This is a genomic window from Pseudoalteromonas sp. TB64 (assembly GCF_000498095.1).
Classification (GTDB): Bacteria; Pseudomonadota; Gammaproteobacteria; order Enterobacterales; family Alteromonadaceae; genus Pseudoalteromonas.
On sequence record NZ_AUTQ01000220.1, the window covers coordinates 1 to 16,845 of the forward strand.

The 16,845-nt window shown below is 39.6% G+C and carries 11 protein-coding genes, 1 tRNA gene and 2 pseudogenes; 11 read left to right on the forward strand and 3 right to left on the reverse strand.

Features of this window, described 5'->3' with window-relative positions:
* From L647_RS0118305 to L647_RS0118315, 3 genes are all read left to right on the forward strand, one after another.
* A partial coding sequence (locus L647_RS0118305; protein ID WP_024610111.1) for an IS30 family transposase occupies positions 1–669 on the forward strand: 669 nt, incomplete at its 5' end.
* A 157-nt stretch (positions 670–826) separates the two neighbouring features.
* Positions 827–1,645 carry a serine O-acetyltransferase gene (gene cysE / locus L647_RS0118310; RefSeq protein ID WP_024612325.1) on the forward strand — a complete coding sequence of 273 codons (819 nt, stop codon included), beginning with the start codon at positions 827–829 and terminating at the stop codon, positions 1,643–1,645.
* A gap of 15 nt (positions 1,646–1,660) precedes the next feature.
* Positions 1,661–2,305, forward strand: a complete 645-nt coding sequence (locus L647_RS0118315; RefSeq protein WP_024612326.1) for a hypothetical protein — start codon at positions 1,661–1,663, stop codon at positions 2,303–2,305.
* A 21-nt stretch (positions 2,306–2,326) separates the two neighbouring features.
* Here the strand turns inward: L647_RS0118315 and xseA are convergent, their stop codons facing one another.
* Positions 2,327–3,661, reverse strand: coding sequence for an exodeoxyribonuclease VII large subunit (xseA, locus tag L647_RS0118320; protein WP_024612327.1), 1,335 nt, complete (start codon positions 3,659–3,661; stop codon positions 2,327–2,329).
* A gap of 401 nt (positions 3,662–4,062) precedes the next feature.
* Here xseA and guaB point away from each other — a divergent pair, with 401 nt between their 5' ends.
* From guaB to rimI, 5 genes are all read left to right on the forward strand, one after another.
* Entirely contained in the window at positions 4,063–5,532 is a 1,470-nt protein-coding gene (guaB, locus tag L647_RS0118325) for an IMP dehydrogenase (RefSeq protein ID WP_024612328.1), read from the forward strand.
* 102 nt (positions 5,533–5,634) lie between these two features.
* On the forward strand, positions 5,635–7,212 hold the full coding sequence (guaA, locus tag L647_RS0118330; RefSeq protein ID WP_024612329.1) for a glutamine-hydrolyzing GMP synthase: 1,578 nt from the start codon (positions 5,635–5,637) through the stop codon (positions 7,210–7,212).
* A gap of 155 nt (positions 7,213–7,367) precedes the next feature.
* Positions 7,368–7,444 (forward strand) — tRNA-Trp (locus tag L647_RS0118335).
* A gap of 65 nt (positions 7,445–7,509) precedes the next feature.
* Positions 7,510–7,875: a hypothetical protein gene (locus tag L647_RS0118340; RefSeq protein WP_024612330.1), complete on the forward strand. Its 366-nt coding sequence runs from the start codon at positions 7,510–7,512 to the stop codon at positions 7,873–7,875.
* Positions 7,862–8,329, forward strand: a complete 468-nt coding sequence (gene rimI, locus L647_RS0118345; RefSeq protein ID WP_024612331.1) for a ribosomal protein S18-alanine N-acetyltransferase — start codon at positions 7,862–7,864, stop codon at positions 8,327–8,329. Before L647_RS0118340 ends, rimI begins: the two co-directional genes overlap by 14 nt.
* A gap of 259 nt (positions 8,330–8,588) precedes the next feature.
* Here the strand turns inward: rimI and L647_RS0118350 are convergent, their stop codons facing one another.
* The gene (locus tag L647_RS0118350) at positions 8,589–11,261 is read right to left on the reverse strand and encodes a sensor histidine kinase (RefSeq protein WP_024612332.1); all 2,673 of its coding nucleotides are present in this window, start codon (positions 11,259–11,261) and stop codon (positions 8,589–8,591) included.
* A gap of 276 nt (positions 11,262–11,537) precedes the next feature.
* Here L647_RS0118350 and L647_RS01000000124540 point away from each other — a divergent pair.
* Positions 11,538–12,449, forward strand: a pseudogene (locus tag L647_RS01000000124540) (LysR family transcriptional regulator).
* Between the two features lie 20 nt (positions 12,450–12,469).
* Here the strand turns inward: L647_RS01000000124540 and L647_RS0118360 are convergent.
* A complete protein-coding gene (locus L647_RS0118360; protein WP_024612333.1) occupies positions 12,470–12,709 on the reverse strand; it encodes a hypothetical protein in 240 nt (79 codons plus the stop codon).
* 547 nt (positions 12,710–13,256) lie between these two features.
* Here L647_RS0118360 and prfC point away from each other — a divergent pair.
* Both prfC and argS read left to right on the forward strand, forming a co-directional pair.
* Positions 13,257–14,844: pseudogene (gene prfC / locus L647_RS01000000124545) on the forward strand (peptide chain release factor 3).
* 59 nt (positions 14,845–14,903) lie between these two features.
* On the forward strand, positions 14,904–16,622 hold the full coding sequence (gene argS, locus L647_RS0118370) for an arginine--tRNA ligase (RefSeq protein ID WP_024612334.1): 1,719 nt from the start codon (positions 14,904–14,906) through the stop codon (positions 16,620–16,622).
* The last annotated feature ends 223 nt before the right edge of the window (positions 16,623–16,845 follow it).

Below are 16,845 nucleotides of genomic sequence, written 5' to 3' on the forward strand. Positions count from 1 at the left end.
AAAGAAAGTGAACGGTCTGTCAGCCATGAATGCATTTATCTGTATATCTGGGAAGATAAAAAAGCAGGTGGTGAGTTATACCTACATCTGCGCCGACACGGTAAGAAATATCACAAGCGCAGTCATGGTAAAACAAACCGAGGGCAAATAAAAAATCGCGTTAGCATTGAAGAACGTCCACAAATAGTTGATGAGAAAGGTCGTATCGGAGATTGGGAAATAGATACCGTTATAGGTAAAGGTCATCGAGGCGCCCTTGTTACCATTGTAGAGCGGGTCACCCAATTCACTGTATCAACTCAGGTGGCAGGCAAAACAGCACAAGCCGTCACTGCGGCGACGATAGAACTATTAAGGCCATATAGGTCAGCGCTTCATAGCATCACGGCTGACAATGGAAAAGAGTTCGCTTATCACGAGCAAATCACAGAGGCTTTAAGTGTACCTGTTTATTTTGCTCACCCTTATCACTCATGGGAGCGCGGATTGAATGAAAACACGAATGGATTACTACGCCAGTATTGGCCGAAGAGCACAGATTTTAAGACGGTAACACCAGCGCAAGTTATACCAGTACTTGAGCAACTTAATAATCGTCCGAGGAAGACACTAGGATTTGAAACGCCTGCAAAATTGATGCAGGATCACTTGGCGGCTAAAGCCGCCTAAACGTTATGCACTTCAGATTTGAATCCGCGATATCATTTCTGGGTGCTAGTTATATCTAATAACCAGAACAAATAACTAAGGGATTAACACCTTAGGCTTTAAATCCGTTAGACTTGGGAAAAGGCTATTTTATATCAACTTAAGGCAGTGCAGTATTATGCGACATGCAATTTGGCAACAGCTTCGCGACGAAGCTAACGATGTAGTAAAACGTGAACCATTATTAGCAAGTCATGTTTATTCATGCATTTTGAATCATGATTGTTTAGGTTCGGCATTGAGCTTTATTGTTGCTAATAAGTTGGCTGATGCGGTGGTATCTGCATTCACTATCCGAGAGTTGTTCGACCAAGCATTTGTAAAATGTGACCGTATGCTATCTTTTGTTGCTGAGGATATTAAAGCGGTAAAAGACCGCGATCCGGCATCAGAAACCTATCTTACGGTTATATTAAATCTAAAAGGTTTTCATGCTATTCAGGCGCACCGTTTGGCTAATTGTTTGTGGCAACAAAACCGCAAAGAGCTAGCGCGCTTTATTCAAAGCCGTAACTCTGAAGTGTTTGGGGTCGATATTCACCCAGCATGTAAAGTGGGTAAAGGCATTATGTTTGACCACGCAACCGGTATTGTTATTGGTGAAACAGCGGTAATAGAAGATAACGTATCAATTTTGCAATCTGTAACGCTTGGCGGTACAGGCAATGAGCAGGGTGATCGTCACCCTAAAATTAGAGCGGGCGTATTAATTGGCGCTGGCGCTAAAGTACTTGGTAATATTGAAGTAGGTGAGGGCGCACGAATTGGTGCGGGCTCAGTTGTACTTAGCAATGTTCCACCACACACAACCGCTGTTGGTGTACCCGCTAAAATTATTGGTCGACCGGATTGTGAGTGTCCGGCGCAAAGTATGAACCAAAACTTTTTAACACATCAAGAACCTCAAAACGCATCGCATACTAGTGCAATGCTATAAATTTAAGTAAAACAGATGCCACATAAAAGTAACTTATTTGCAATTGTACTCAGCTTTTTTATGGGAGTGGGGTTAGCAAGTGGTTACTTTTTGCATTTGTACACTCCATCAAATAATAAAACAGCTCAATCTGCACATACTGATCAAAATATTATTATTGAAGTAAATAGTAATAAGCCAGCCCAAAAGCCTTTTGTAAACACTGAGCGTAAAGCATTTCAACAACCAATAGAACAAGAACACGTTGAGACGATTAGTGCATTAAGTAATGAATTAGCAGTAACAAAAAAGCAGCTAAAACTTACTCAACAACAGTTAAAACAAGGCCGTTTAGAGGGGGCAGATTTTACAAAACAACTTGATGATAAGTTTGATGAAGAAAGCGAAAACACGTTGTGGAGTTTTGATGTAGAAACCGCACTTACTGATTTTTTAATCGTGAGTGATTTAAGTAACAACGCCCAGTTAAATTATATAACCTGTAAACAAACAATTTGTAAATTTGAATTACTAGCTGATAAAAATAATGAGCAAGGTCATGCGCAGTGGCGAGAGCTTAATGATAAGTTAGTAACTATGCCTTGGTGGCAACAATTTAAAATGACTTCATCAAGCTCTACCGATGAGCGAATAGAATTTACAGTGAGCACCAAAGAGTAGGTGCTCATTTAGTAAAAAGTGCTAGCCCACAACTCTTGAATGTATAGCCCCATCAACGAGTTCAGTAACGAGTATGTCATCTTTTTTTACATCACTAATTGATTTAACTACTCTGTTTTTTTCGTTTTTTGTAATGCTATAACCGCGCGCTAGTACATTGAGCGGGCTTACCGAGTCTAACCTACTAGCTTGCATTGCTAAATTATTATTGGCTTGTTGCAACTGGTGCTGCATGGCTTGCTTTAGCCTTGCTTGTAACTGCGCGAGCATATGGTTTGCTGTAGCTAGTTTTTTATCGGGTGATTGGCGCATTAAGCGCGGCGTTAAGTTATTAAGTGCGCGTTCTTGCTGATATAAACGATTACGCATGGCTTGTTGCAGCGCAATGCTTAGCTCATCCAAACGTTGTGATTTTTGATTAAGCTGATTGCGCGGATGACACAAATTAAGACGATGCTGTAGTTGCATTGCAAGTGCGCGTTTGTCAGCAATGTCGTGCTTAAATGCGTTAGATAAACGATTAACTAATTGCGTTACCTTGTTGTGTAACTCTTGCGTATTGGGGCTTACAAGCTCAGCTGCGGCTGATGGAGTCGCTGCGCGAACATCGGCAACATAGTCACTAATAGTGGTATCTATTTCGTGGCCTACCGCACTCACTATGGGTAATTCACTTTTATAAATAGCACGGGCGAGTTGTTCGTGGTTAAAACACCATAAATCTTCAAGTGAACCACCGCCGCGTCCTAAAATAAGAGCGTCTACTTCATCACGAGCATTGGCTAATTCAATTTGGTTTATTAAATGCACGTGCGCTTCTTTGCCTTGTACCATGGCAGGATAAATAATGACTTCTAATTGCGGCGCACGGCGTTTAAGTACCGTTAAAATATCTTTTATGGCAGCGCCTGTTGCTGAGGTAATAACACCAATACGGTTAATATTTTGCGGTAATGGCTGTTTGTGAACTGAGCTAAATAATCCCTCGGCGGCTAAGCGCATTTTAAGCGCATCAAATTCTTGCTTTAGCTGACCTTCGCCGGCGGGTTCCATATGTTCAACAATAAGCTGATAGTCACCGCGAGGCTCATAAAGCGATACGCGTGCTTTTACAGTTACTTGTGCGCCATTTGCTGGGCGGTAGCTTTGGTTGCGATTATTTCCTCGCCACATGGCTGCTTTAATTTGCGCTTTATCGTCTTTTAACGAAAAATACCAATGCCCAGATGCGGGGGTAATAAAGTTAGAAATTTCGCCAGTTAGTATTAATGAGGCAAAGCCTTGCTCAAGGAGTGTGCGAATTTCTCTATTAAGGCGCGACACGGTGTAAACTGCTTTTGAAGACTTCGAAAACATAAAAAACAACCTAAAACTATTTATAAAGCAAGGGTCTATTGACCTTTGCAGGTTAAAATTTGTTCAAACTAGGGGCGGTTTAATCGCGGCGCGAGGTTTGTAACCTAGTGGGCTAAGTAAAAACCGAGCAACAAAGAGTTAATCGCCCCTAGGCTGAACCCTTTGGGCAGCGCTTGTTTGGCATTGATGCTACGTTATCGCCTATTTATGGGGAATAACCACACTACATAGGCTCTGCCTTGCCTAAATACCTAACAAACTGCTGCAAATTTAACCTTGAAAGACCAATAGACCCTATATTATCATAAATATTTGCGAAATATTATTTACTAGTGACAACAACGCTGTTAAAATTTGGCCGCAATTCCTTATCTTATATCCACATGTGAGAAGTTGCCAAAATGCTTAGAATCGCTAAAGAAGCTCTTACCTTTGATGACGTACTTTTAGTACCTGGTCATTCTACTGTTTTGCCACATACGGCAAATATTTCAACTCGCTTAACGCGTGGAATAAAACTTAACTTGCCACTTATTTCAGCATCTATGGATACTGTTACAGAAGCTCGTTTAGCTATTGCCCTTGCGCAAGAAGGTGGTCTTGGTTTTATTCATAAAAACATGACTATTGAAGAACAAGCGAAAAACGTACGTAAAGTTAAAACCTACGAAGCAGGTATTGTTTCTTACCCTGTAACGGTTACTGCCGATTTAACAATTGCAGATGCAGTTGATCTTTCGCATGAAAAAGGTTTTTCAGGCTTTCCGGTTACCGATAGCAATAATGTGCTTGTAGGTATTGTTACTAGCCGTGATATGCGTTTTGAAACTAAGCTTGAACAGCCAGTTTCTACCGTTATGACTAAAAAAGAAAAGCTTGTTACCGTTAAAGAAGGCGCAGCACGCGAAGAAATTTTAGGCTTAATGCACGAACACCGCATTGAAAAAATCCTTGTTGTTGATGATGAATTTAAACTTAAAGGCATGATCACAGTAAAAGATTACCAAAAAGCCCAAGACAAGCCTGACGCATGTAAAGACGACCAAGGTCGTTTACGTGTAGGTGCTGCTGTAAGTGTTGGCGCGGGTACTGATGAGCGTATTGCTGCACTAGTAGAGGCGGGTATTGATGTTTTACTTATCGATACGTCGCATGGTCACTCTCAAGGTGTTATTGACCGTGTTACTAAAACGCGTAGAGAGTACCCAGACTTACAAATTATTGCAGGCAACATAGCAACAGCTGAAGGTGCGGTCGCACTTGCTGATGCCGGTGCCGATGCAGTTAAAGTAGGTATAGGCCCAGGTTCTATCTGTACTACACGTATTGTTACCGGTTGTGGCGTTCCACAAATTACAGCTATTTCAGATGCTGTTGAAGGCTTAAAAGGTCGCGACATTCCTGTAATTGCTGATGGTGGCATCCGTTTTTCTGGCGATATTGTTAAAGCACTTGTTGCTGGTGCATCGTGTGTAATGGTGGGTTCACTGCTTGCTGGTACTGAAGAAGCGCCAGGTGAAGTTGAATTGTACCAAGGCCGTTACTACAAATCTTACCGTGGTATGGGCTCGTTAGGCGCGATGGATCAAAAAGAAGGTTCATCAGATCGTTACTTCCAAAAGTCAAACGAAGCAGACAAGTTAGTACCAGAAGGTATTGAAGGTCGCGTAGCTTACAAAGGTCCTATTGCAACGATTATTCATCAGCAAGTGGGCGGCTTACGTAGCGCTATGGGCTTAACAGGTTGTGCCACAATTGAAGAGCTAAATACAAAACCACAGTTTGTACGTGTTACTTCAGCAGGTATGGGTGAGTCGCACGTTCATGATGTGCAAATCACTAAAGAAGCACCAAATTACCGCTTAGGTTAAGCAGCGTAATTAATTTAATATACTGGGCTTGCTTTGCAAGCCCTATTTTTAGTCGTTTACATTAACAAACGGCATTTAGCATCTGACTTTACGAGATACTCCATGAGCAAAGATATTCACGATTCACGAATTCTCATTTTAGACTTTGGTTCACAATACACTCAATTAATTGCCCGTCGTGTGCGCGAAATTGGTGTTTACTGTGAGCTTTGGGCATGGGATGTGACTGAAGAGCAAATCCGCGAGTTCAACCCACAAGGTATTATTCTTTCTGGTGGTCCAGAATCAACAACGCTTGAAAACAGCCCGCGCGCTCCTGAGTATGTATTTAATGCAGGCGTGCCTGTACTAGGTATTTGCTACGGTATGCAAACGATGGCAGCTCAACTAGGTGGTAGTGTACACAGCTCTGATAAAAAAGAGTTTGGTTATGCACAAGTTGAAAAAGCAGGTAACTGTGCATTGTTTGATGCGATTGAAGACAGTATCACCGATGGCGGCAACGGCGTACTTGACGTATGGATGAGCCATGGCGACAAAGTAATGAATATTCCAGCTGGTTTTACAACAACAGCTAAAACATCTACTTGTCCACATGCTGCAATGTCTAACGAAGAAAAACGTTTTTACGGCGTACAGTTTCACCCAGAAGTAACGCACACACATCAAGGTCAGCGCTTATTAGAGCGTTTTGCTATTGATATTTGTGGCTGTGAAAAATTGTGGACTGCTGCAAAAATTATCGATGATGCTATCGAGCGAATTAAAGAAACAGTCGGCGATGACGAAGTTATTTTAGGCCTTTCTGGTGGTGTTGATTCATCAGTTGTGGCTATGCTTATTCATCGTGCAATTGGCGAAAAGCTAACATGTGTATTTGTTGATAATGGTTTACTTCGTTTAAACGAAGGCCAACAAGTAATGGACATGTTTGGTAATAAATTTGGCTTAAACATTGTTAAAGTTGAAGCTGAAGAGCAGTTTTTAAATGATCTTGCCGGTAAGTCAGACCCAGAAGATAAGCGCAAAGCCATTGGCCACACGTTTATTAATGTGTTTGATGAGCAAGCTAAAAAGCTTAAAAATGCACAATGGCTAGCGCAAGGCACAATTTACCCTGACGTAATTGAATCTGCGGCATCTGCAACAGGCAAAGCGCATGTTATTAAATCTCACCACAATGTGGGCGGATTACCAGATGACATGAAAATGGGCCTTGTTGAGCCATTACGTGAGTTATTTAAAGATGAAGTACGTAAAATTGGTCTAGAGCTAGGTTTGCCGTACGACATGCTTTACCGTCATCCTTTCCCTGGACCTGGTCTAGGTGTGCGTGTACTTGGCGAAATTAAAAAAGAATATTGTGATTTATTACGCCGCGCCGATGCTATCTTCATCGAAGAGCTTCACAAAGCTGAGCTTTACCATAAAGTAAGCCAAGCGTTTACTGTATTCTTACCAGTTAAATCGGTAGGGGTTATGGGCGATGCACGTAAATACGATTGGGTTGTATCACTTCGTTGTGTAGAAACAATCGACTTTATGACTGCGCGTTGGTCACATTTACCATATGAGTTTTTAGGTGTGGTTTCAAACCGTATCATTAACGAAATAGATGGTATTTCTCGTGTTGTTTACGATATTTCTGGTAAGCCACCAGCAACTATCGAATGGGAATAACTAACTTTAGTTTTTATTAACTAAAGTTAAGTGATTAAAAAACGGCGAATTAGCATGCTAATTCGCCGTTTTGTTTATTTAAAAGGCAGTTAAACTAAAAGTGTGATTTTTCTCTTTACCTTTGGCGAAACTTCTCTATAATTCGTCGTCATTGCAGGGGCGTAGTTCCAATTGGTAGAACAGCGGTCTCCAAAACCGATGGTTGGGAGTTCGAGTCTCTCCGCCCCTGCCATTTCTTCTTTACATCGTATTTATTAATTCTTATATTACCTTACTTACTAATTTCATCGAGTCGTTATGCATTCACGGTACGCAGCTGTTTTTGGTATTGAAAACCTCGAATTAAATAAACACTTTAAGCCAGCCGATAAATTTCCAGCTGATAGTCTTTCTGCAGATAATCTTTTAACAGATAGTGCTGCAGCAGATAGTCATGCATCCGATACTGCACCAAAAAATAATGTATTTGAGCCTATAGCGCTTTGTGAACAATTACTTGAAGATATTAAACGTGCAGCAGTACCAATTGCTATTAACAGCGTTGTACAAAGCGCTGAGATGCAATTAAATGACGATCAGCTAGTACTTACAACACCACAGCTCAGCACTGCCGATAAGCGCGCTTTATGGGCTTTAATGAGTGAACACCTTGATAAACTTTAAATCAGTAGACGAAACCGCAATATCTCAACTAATGGCGATAGAAACAGCGTGTCATAGCCATCCGTGGACTTTAAATACAATGAGTTCATGCATAGGCGGGCGCTACTTTAATGTAGCCGCGTTTGATGAGACGAACATGATTGGTTTTTATATCGGTGAAAAAGCAGGACCTGACTTTACGCTTATGGATATTTGCGTAATGCCAAACCAACAAGGAAAGGGGATTGCTAAGCAGTTGCTAGCTCAGTTTATTGAATATGGTGAACAGCAAAATGCTGAAAACTTATTTTTAGAAGTGCGTGAATCTAACTCACGTGCAATTAACTTGTATGAACGCGCAGGCTTTATTGAAATGTCAGTTCGTAAAAACTATTACCCAAGTGATAACCCAGCTAAAAATGGCTTTGAAGATGCTATTTTAATGGGTATGGCGTTAAGTTTGGGTTTTCAGTAAAACGCAATAGCTCAGCTATATGGTGTGTGAATTTGCTTTTTACTCACCGAAAAATTCTGACTAAAGGCATTAAATTTAAATACCATTATGGTTTGATGTATTAAAAAGCGTCTTGGTGTTAATTAGATTAATGTGCAGCGATACCAATAGCCATAAATACTTGAGTAATTTAACGAATTAAATCACCCATAACGTCGTTAAATATTTTCATTTAGAACAACTAAGTATAAAACGCATTAGGAGCCAAATAATCTAAGCTTTATACCTGTTTATTTCTTTGGCTTATTGAGAGCTCTATAGCTGCGATTAAAGTATCAATTAGCGCGTTATCAGGCATTTTCTGGCTACTTTTTAAGTTGTCTTCAAGTGCGCCAGCACTGTGGTAAATATCATCAAAGTTAAAGCACCCAGCGCTTCCTTTAATACTGTGTGCAACGCTTTGAAGTGTTTTGTAATCATCAGTGTGTTGCAATGCTTTTATCTCGACTAAATAAGTAGGTAAGTTAGCTAAATAGTTATCTGCAATTCGTAAAAAGTCATCGCTCTCTAGCAAACTATCCCATTTATTTTGATTGTCTTTTTCAAGATGTAAGTAACTTACTAATACGCTTTCTAGTGCATCTTTATCTATTGGTTTACCAAGTGCTTTGTCGCAACCGGCTTCTAAATAAGTGCCTATATCGTGGTTCATCACATTTGCGGTTAACGCGATGATGGGTCCATCATAAGCTGCGTGGCGCAGCATTTTAGTTGCCTCAAGCCCGCCCATTACCGGCATTTGCATATCCATAATAATTAATTGGTAATCGTTAACGAGTGCCATTTCTACGGCTTGCGCGCCATTACTAGCAATATCAGGCTCAAGACCCCACGTTTGTAATAAGAGTTTAATTAATAGCTGGTTATCTGGGTTATCTTCGGCAACGAGTATATTTGCATCAAAGTGGTTGCTTGCAAATGATAGCAGTGGATCTTTTTCTGGGGTCAGTTGGCTTTGCTCTGTAAGTAGCTCTAGTTCAGGTGTTTTTCCTGCTAAGTGACACGCCACACTAATAGAAAAACGACTCCCTACACCCACCTCACTTTGCAACGCTACATCACCTCCAAGCAATTGTGCCAAGTTTTTAGAAATACATAGCCCAAGCCCTGTACCGCCAAAGCGACGAGTTGTTGTCGTATCAGCTTGTTCGAAGGGTTTAAAAACACGTTCTATTTGATGACTCGACATACCAATACCGGTATCTATGATTACAAATTCAATCATTTGCTTTTGTTTATGATAATGCACACAAATCGACACGCTACCTTGCTCAGTAAACTTCACTGCGTTGTTAGCTATATTTATAAGAATTTGTTTTAAACGAGTAATGTCGCTAAATATAGTGCGCGGCAGTGGTAGTTGGTAATCAATATTAAGTGTTAATTGTTTTTCTTGTGCTAATGGTTGAATAATAGACTCTATATCGTGTACTAGCTGCACAACGTTAATTGGTGATTGATCTACCGCGAGCTTTTCAGCTTCTATTTTAGATAAATCTAAAATATTATTAATAAGTTCTAACAAATGCTTAGAGTTACGTAAAATAGTGCCAAGGTGTTGCTTGTCGTTGGTTATTTTATCGTTATGTAAAAGTTGCTCTGTAAAGCCCATAATAGCCGTTAACGGTGTACGAATTTCGTGACTCATATTTGCTAAAAAGCGACTTTTAAGTTGGTTAGCTTGCTCTGCTTGTTTAATTGCAAGCTCAAGTTGGCTGTTCATTGCTTCAAGTGCTTTTGTACGGCTTTCTACTTTATCTTCTAAGTGGTGTTTGTATTCTTCTAACTGCTGTTGATAATGCCTTATTTGATTAACCATGTGGTTAAAGTCGTTAAATAAAACACCTACTTCATCGTTAGTATGTGCAGGTAAATGCACCGATAAATCACCATCACCTACGCGATGACTTGCTGCTCCTAAAAGCTCAATAGGATTTAGTAGTAAGTTACGAACAACCACAAAAATCAAAATAGGCAGGGTGATCACCGAAATAATAACAATTAAGCCCGTTATTAGGCTTATTGCTTTGCCTGATTGGTAAAGTACCGCTTTTGGAATAGTCGAAACGTAGTAATAACCACCACTCATTTGTACTGCAAAAATCATCCGTTCTATTTTATCAATGCTTGATAGTTCAATAGTAGAAAGGGTGCCAATATCAGCTAAGTCGTGTATTTTATTTAACTCATATTCACTTATATATTGCCCACGCATATTGTAGTCAGAGCTAAATAATATTTTACCGTCTTTAGTGAGTAGTAAGTTGAGAGTGTTGTTATAGGGCGCTTCTAAAATACTGGTGTTAAGTATTGAGGGCTCAACATGTAATACTATAAAGCCAAGTTGTTGCGGTCGCTTTAAGTAGTAATCAACGCTGTAAATTCGTTGAATGAAATACAAATTAGTTGTGCCATCAGCCTCTTGTTTCATAAACTGTTGCTGGCTTAAATTACTTTGCATTACTTTATCTATAAAAGGATAGCTTTTAGGAGCCGTTGTTAGATTATTAGAATAATAGGCGTCACTTTTTCCACTTGCTGAGACTAAATTAATACTAATTATGTCAGGATAGGCTTCACTGTAGCTGGCAAATACATCCATTAAAGCACCTAATCGATGGGTGTAGTTTCCATTGGTGCGAACATCATTTGCTAAAAAATCGCTAAGTACAGGAGAAGTCGAAAGTAACTTGGTCGTTGAATGAAAAGAATCTATGTAGTTAAATACTTTTTGTTGTTGCTGTTCAACAAATCGACTCATAATGAGGTCGGCTTGTTTTTGTGTGGAATTAGTTACATTGGTGAGCGTAAAGCCACCTAAAAATAGCAAAGGAAGAATAACAAGAGGTGTTATATACCACAATAATCTAATGCTTAACTTACTGGTTTTCATGACCAAACTACTTATCCTCCATGCAATCTATCAATAATATGCGTTACGACTTTATTACACAAGCTTGTGGCGGTCTTGGTGGCTAAATTACAGCCATTAGCTGTATGGTATTTAGCTCTATGTTGAGGTTTGTTTTTTTCATTAAGTTATTTTAATTTAATAAGTTACAGGTTTATAACCATCATTTTGTTGTTTTAAAAAGTTTACATAAATTTACATCTTTTAAAGTCATTAATTTATTGTCAAAATGGGAAGCATCTTTTTTAGAGTAAAAATATGAACGCAAAAGATCTCACACACCTTTATTTGTTTTGCCAAGCTGTTCGTTACGGTGGGTTTGCTGCTGCGAGTTTACATATTGACGCATCGCCACCAACGCTTTCTCGTGCGGTTACCTCACTGGAACAATCGTTATGTGAAAAGCTCGTACATAGAAATGCTAAACAGTTTCAATTAACGGCTGCTGGCGAGCAGTGTATTAAGCAGTTTTCACCTTTATTTGATACGTTATCTAGCAATTGGCAAGGGATAAATAATCAGCATAGTGAGCTAAGTGGTGATATTCATATATCGTGCCCTGAGCCATTTGCCGACTTTATTGTGCAGTCAATTGCTATCGATTTTATGACAGCGCACCCTAAAGTGAACATTCATATAAAGTTTGCATCAGACACTCAACGCTTTTTTGGTGATCAAATAGATTTAGCCGTTGTTACTAAACCTACAAAAACACCACACTTAATACAAAAGTTGTTATTTGAAATGCCATTAACGTTGGCTGCAAACTCTGATTATTTAAATAAATTTGGTCGCCCACAATGTGTTGAAGATTTAGAACAGCATAATTTATTGGCTGCAAACACGTTAGGTGCATGGTAAATAGAAGAAAATAATGAAAACAAACGTGTTGAATTAAATCCTAAATATTCAGTAAATAGCTTACGCCTAGCAACACATGCTGCAACTAAAGGCGTTGGCATTTGTTTATTACCTAAAAATGCACTTAATTCGTTTATAGACAAAGGGTCACTAGAACCGGTGCTTGAGCACACAAAGTGCCAAACAGGGCGAGGTTATTTAGTATGGTCAGACAGGATACTTATTCCTGCGCGAGTCGCAAAATTTAGAGATTTAATAATTGAAGAGCTAAAAAATGGTGCTGATTTTTTAGCTCAATTAAGTCGTTAGTCACTTTTATTAGCTTCTTATTAGGGAGCTGTTTGAACTAACCACTTAGTGACAAAAAAGCGTACGCTGCCTGCAATTATTAATAGGGTAGGAATTGTTATTGGTACCATTCGTTTTACTGTTGCAAGCCAAGGTTCAAACAATGGAGTACCTGCTGGGAGCGTACTGTAAAGCATAATAGCGGGCATTACGCTGAGCATGATTGGTAGTAAAATGACAACGATCATCGGAATTTGGTATTTGTAAGGAAGCTTTTTCATTGTTAAAACCCTTAATTATTAAAGTAGAGCAATTTTAACAATCGTATTAGGTTTCAAAAACAGCTTATATTGAAATTCAAAATTTCATAGTAGAAATCTTGTTGTGATTTATTTAGCGTTGTTAAAGTTTATAACTCCAAAGGTAAGTTGTAAGTCTTCATTAATAAAAAAGATCAGCTAATAACTAACCATTGATTGTTTAAAAGGCCAAGATCAGCGAAAATAGTCTTCAATTACGATTAACATAACGGATCGCATGTGAGGGGCCAATTTAGGGCTTTTCTGATGGTGTGTTGAGCTTTCGAGGTTGCCTTATACCAATATTATTAAAAACATGATTATTCTAGCGTATTAAATAACTCACTAACTACGTTCAAAATTATTCATAGAGAACAACTCTATGTCATAATTTTCGCCTTGTTATTGCGCCATTTTCTTATCGCTATAATAGATCACTAATTTAATGTAATTGGTATTATTTAAGCCTTGAAAGCTCAGCATACTTAAAGTGGATAATATCCGTATACAAACTAAAAGAACTTTTTTAATGGCAGATCAAAATCTCCTTAGTGAAATTAATAAACGACGTACCTTTGCTATCATCTCTCACCCGGATGCTGGTAAAACAACCATTACCGAAAAAGTATTGTTATTCGGACAAGCGATTCAACGAGCCGGTACTGTAAAAGGCCGTGGTTCTAACCAACATGCAAAGTCTGACTGGATGGAAATGGAAAAAGAGCGTGGTATATCAGTTACTACCTCTGTAATGCAGTTTCCGTATAAAGACGCTTTGGTTAACTTACTAGATACACCAGGACACGAAGATTTCTCTGAAGATACTTACCGTACATTAACCGCAGTAGATTCGTGTTTAATGGTAATTGATGCAGCAAAAGGTGTAGAAGACCGTACTCGTAAGTTAATGGAAGTAACACGCCTACGTACAACACCAATCGTTACATTTATGAACAAATGTGACCGTGAAATTCGCGACCCGATGGAAGTGTTAGACGAAGTTGAAACAGAACTGAAAATTGCGTGTGCACCTATTACATGGCCAATTGGCTGTGGTAAAGAGTTTAAAGGTGTTTACCATATTCATAATGACGAAGCTATTTTATACAAATCAGGTCAAGGTCATAAAATTCAAGAAGTTCGTACCATTAAAGGTCTTGATAACCCTGAGCTAGATATTGCGATTGGTGAAGATTTAGCCGTGCAATTGCGTGACGAGCTTGAGCTTGTTATTGGTGCATCAAATGAATTTGATTTAGAGCTGTTTTTAGCTGGTGAGCTTTCGCCTGTTTATTATGGTACTGCACTAGGTAACTTTGGTGTTGACCACGTTTTAGATGGTTTGACTAGATGGGCTCCAACGCCATTACCGCGCGAAACAGAAGACAGACTTATTGTTGCAACTGAAGAAAACTTTACCGGTTTTGTATTTAAAATTCAGGCCAACATGGACCCAAAACACCGTGACCGTATTGCATTTATGCGTATTGTATCGGGTAAGTACAATCAAGGCATGAAGATGAATCATGTACGATTGGGTAAACAGGTTAGTATTTCTGATGCGGTAACTTTTATGGCGGGNCCGTGAGCGAGCAGCTGATGCTTACGCGGGCGATATTATTGGTTTACATAACCACGGTACCATTCAAATTGGTGATACGTTCACGCAAGGCGAAAAACTTAAATTTAGTGGTATTCCTAACTTTGCGCCTGAATTATTCCGTCGTATTCGCCTACGCGATCCGCTTAAGCAAAAGCAATTATTAAAAGGCTTAGTACAGCTTTCTGAAGAAGGTGCTGTGCAAGTATTTAGACCACTTATAAACAACGATTTAATTGTGGGCGCGGTAGGTGTACTTCAGTTTGATGTAGTTGTAGCGCGTTTAAAAGCTGAATACAACGTAGATGCTATTTACGAAGGTGTAAACGTAAATACAGCGCGTTGGGTAAGCAGCGACGATGTTAAAAAGTTTGAAGACTTTAAGCGTAAGTGCGAAAGTAATTTAGCACTCGATGGTGGCGATAACTTAACTTACATTGCGCCGAGCCGTGTAAATCTTAATTTATCGGTAGAGCGTTACCCAGAAGTGACATTTAACCACACTCGCGAAAACTAGAGCTCATTTACAAGAATTAAAAGAAAGCCTGCTTTGGCGGGCTTACAAAGGTAAAAAATATGAATATTCGTACTATTTTAATCGAAAAAGCCATTGCCGCTATGGCTGGNCCAGCCGTAACGCAAAGCACACGCCCACAATTTGGTGATTACCAAATTAATGCAGCAATGGGCGCGGCTAAAAAAATGAAAAGCAACCCACGTGAGCTTGCGCAAAAAATTATAGATAATCTTGATGTAAGCGATATTGCTCAAAAGACTGAAATTGCGGGTCCTGGTTTTATTAATATTCATTTAAAGCCTGAGTTTTTAGCGCAAAGCGTTAAAGCAGCTAACAGTGATGCAAAACTTGCTGTAAACGAGCATGCTAACCCGCAAAAAGTAGTTGTTGACTATTCATCACCAAACCTTGCTAAAGAAATGCACGTAGGTCATTTACGTTCAACCATTATTGGCGATTCAATTGTACGTGCGCTTGAATTTAGAGGCGACACGGTAGTACGCCAAAATCACATGGGTGATTGGGGAACGCAGTTTGGTATGTTAATCGCGCATTTAGAAGATCAAATTAGCGGAGGTGTAGATTTAGATTCTGTAGCGCTTGCTGATTTAGAAACCTTTTACCGCGATGCTAAAAAACGCTTTGACGACGAAGAAGGCTTTGCAGATAAAGCACGTAATTACGTTGTTAAATTACAAGGCGGCGACGCGCATTGTGAAAAACTTTGGAAACTGTTTATAGCTACCTCAGTTAAGCATTCTGAAGAAGTATACAAGCGTTTAAATGTAACGCTTACTCAAGCCGATATTATGGCTGAAAGCGCATACAACGCAGAACTTAACGACATTATTAGCCTACTTAAAGATAAAAATATTGCAGTAGAGTCGCAAGGCGCGCAAGTTGTGTTTTTAGATGAGCTTGCCAACAAAGATGGCGAACCTTCAGCATTTATCGTACAAAAATCTGGCGGTGGCTTTTTATATGCAACAACCGATTTAGCGGCATGTGATTACCGTTCAAATAAATTAGGTGCCGATCGTATCTTAATTTTTGTAGATGCACGTCAAAATCTACACTTTAATCAAGTAGAGCTTACAGCGCGTAAAGCAGGTTTATTACGAGACGAAACAAGCTACGAGTTTTGCCCGTTTGGCACCATGATGGGCGCCGATAACAAACCATTTAAAACACGTACTGGCGGCACAGTAAAACTAGCTGACTTATTAGAAGAATCAATTAACCGTGCAGCTGCAAAACTAGCTGAACGTGAATCAGATTTAAGTGATAGCGATCGCAGCGAAATCGCACGTAAAGTAGGTATTGGCGCAGTTAAATACGCAGACCTTTCTAAGCATCGTACCAGCGATTACATTTTTAACTGGGACAGCATGCTAAGCTTTGAAGGCGCAACCGCTCCTTATTTACAATATGCTTATACACGCATACGCAGTATTTTCCGTAAGTCAGGCGTTGATGCAGCTACATTAAATTCAGATGTTGCAATTATTGAGCCTCAAGAAAAAGCACTAGCACTTAAGCTATTACAGCTTGAAGAAGTACTTGATTTAATGATCAGCGAAGCAACACCGCACGTACTATGTGGTTACTTATATGAGCTAGCAAGCTTATACATGACATTTTACGAAGCCTGCCCAGTACTTAAAGAAGGCGTAGAGCCAAGCGTACGTGATAGCCGTTTAGTGTTGTGTAATTTGGTTTCTAAAACATTAGAGACAGGATTAGACTTGCTAGGCATTGAAGTTATGGAGCAAATGTAATCACCGTCGTATTTTAACCTAATACTGCGTTATCCACCCCTACTTACCCTAATTACATACAAACCGTATGCTCATAGGGATAAGTAGGGTTGGATGCCTTGTCTTAGGCTAAACTACTTAGGTGAACCGTCTGCTGCGTGTAGTTCGCTTTGACTGCGTTGTCGTGCTTTTTTAGCCTAAGTCACATACTAAATGTATGCTCCTTGGCATAAAAAAGCACTCC

Bases quoted from the DNA above. Each gene is read 5' to 3' on its own strand.
- L647_RS0118350 (WP_024612332.1), bottom strand. From the start codon at position 11,261: ATGAAAACCAGTAAGTTAAGCATTAGATTATTGTGGTATATAACACCT.
- cysE (WP_024612325.1), top strand. From the start codon at position 827: ATGCGACATGCAATTTGGCAACAGCTTCGCGACGAAGCTAACGATGTA.
- L647_RS0118315 (WP_024612326.1), top strand. From the start codon at position 1,661: ATGCCACATAAAAGTAACTTATTTGCAATTGTACTCAGCTTTTTTATG.
- guaA (WP_024612329.1), top strand. From the start codon at position 5,635: ATGAGCAAAGATATTCACGATTCACGAATTCTCATTTTAGACTTTGGT.
- L647_RS0118340 (WP_024612330.1), top strand. From the start codon at position 7,510: ATGCATTCACGGTACGCAGCTGTTTTTGGTATTGAAAACCTCGAATTA.
- xseA (WP_024612327.1), bottom strand. From the start codon at position 3,661: ATGTTTTCGAAGTCTTCAAAAGCAGTTTACACCGTGTCGCGCCTTAAT.
- L647_RS0118360 (WP_024612333.1), bottom strand. From the start codon at position 12,709: ATGAAAAAGCTTCCTTACAAATACCAAATTCCGATGATCGTTGTCATT.
- guaB (WP_024612328.1), top strand. From the start codon at position 4,063: ATGCTTAGAATCGCTAAAGAAGCTCTTACCTTTGATGACGTACTTTTA.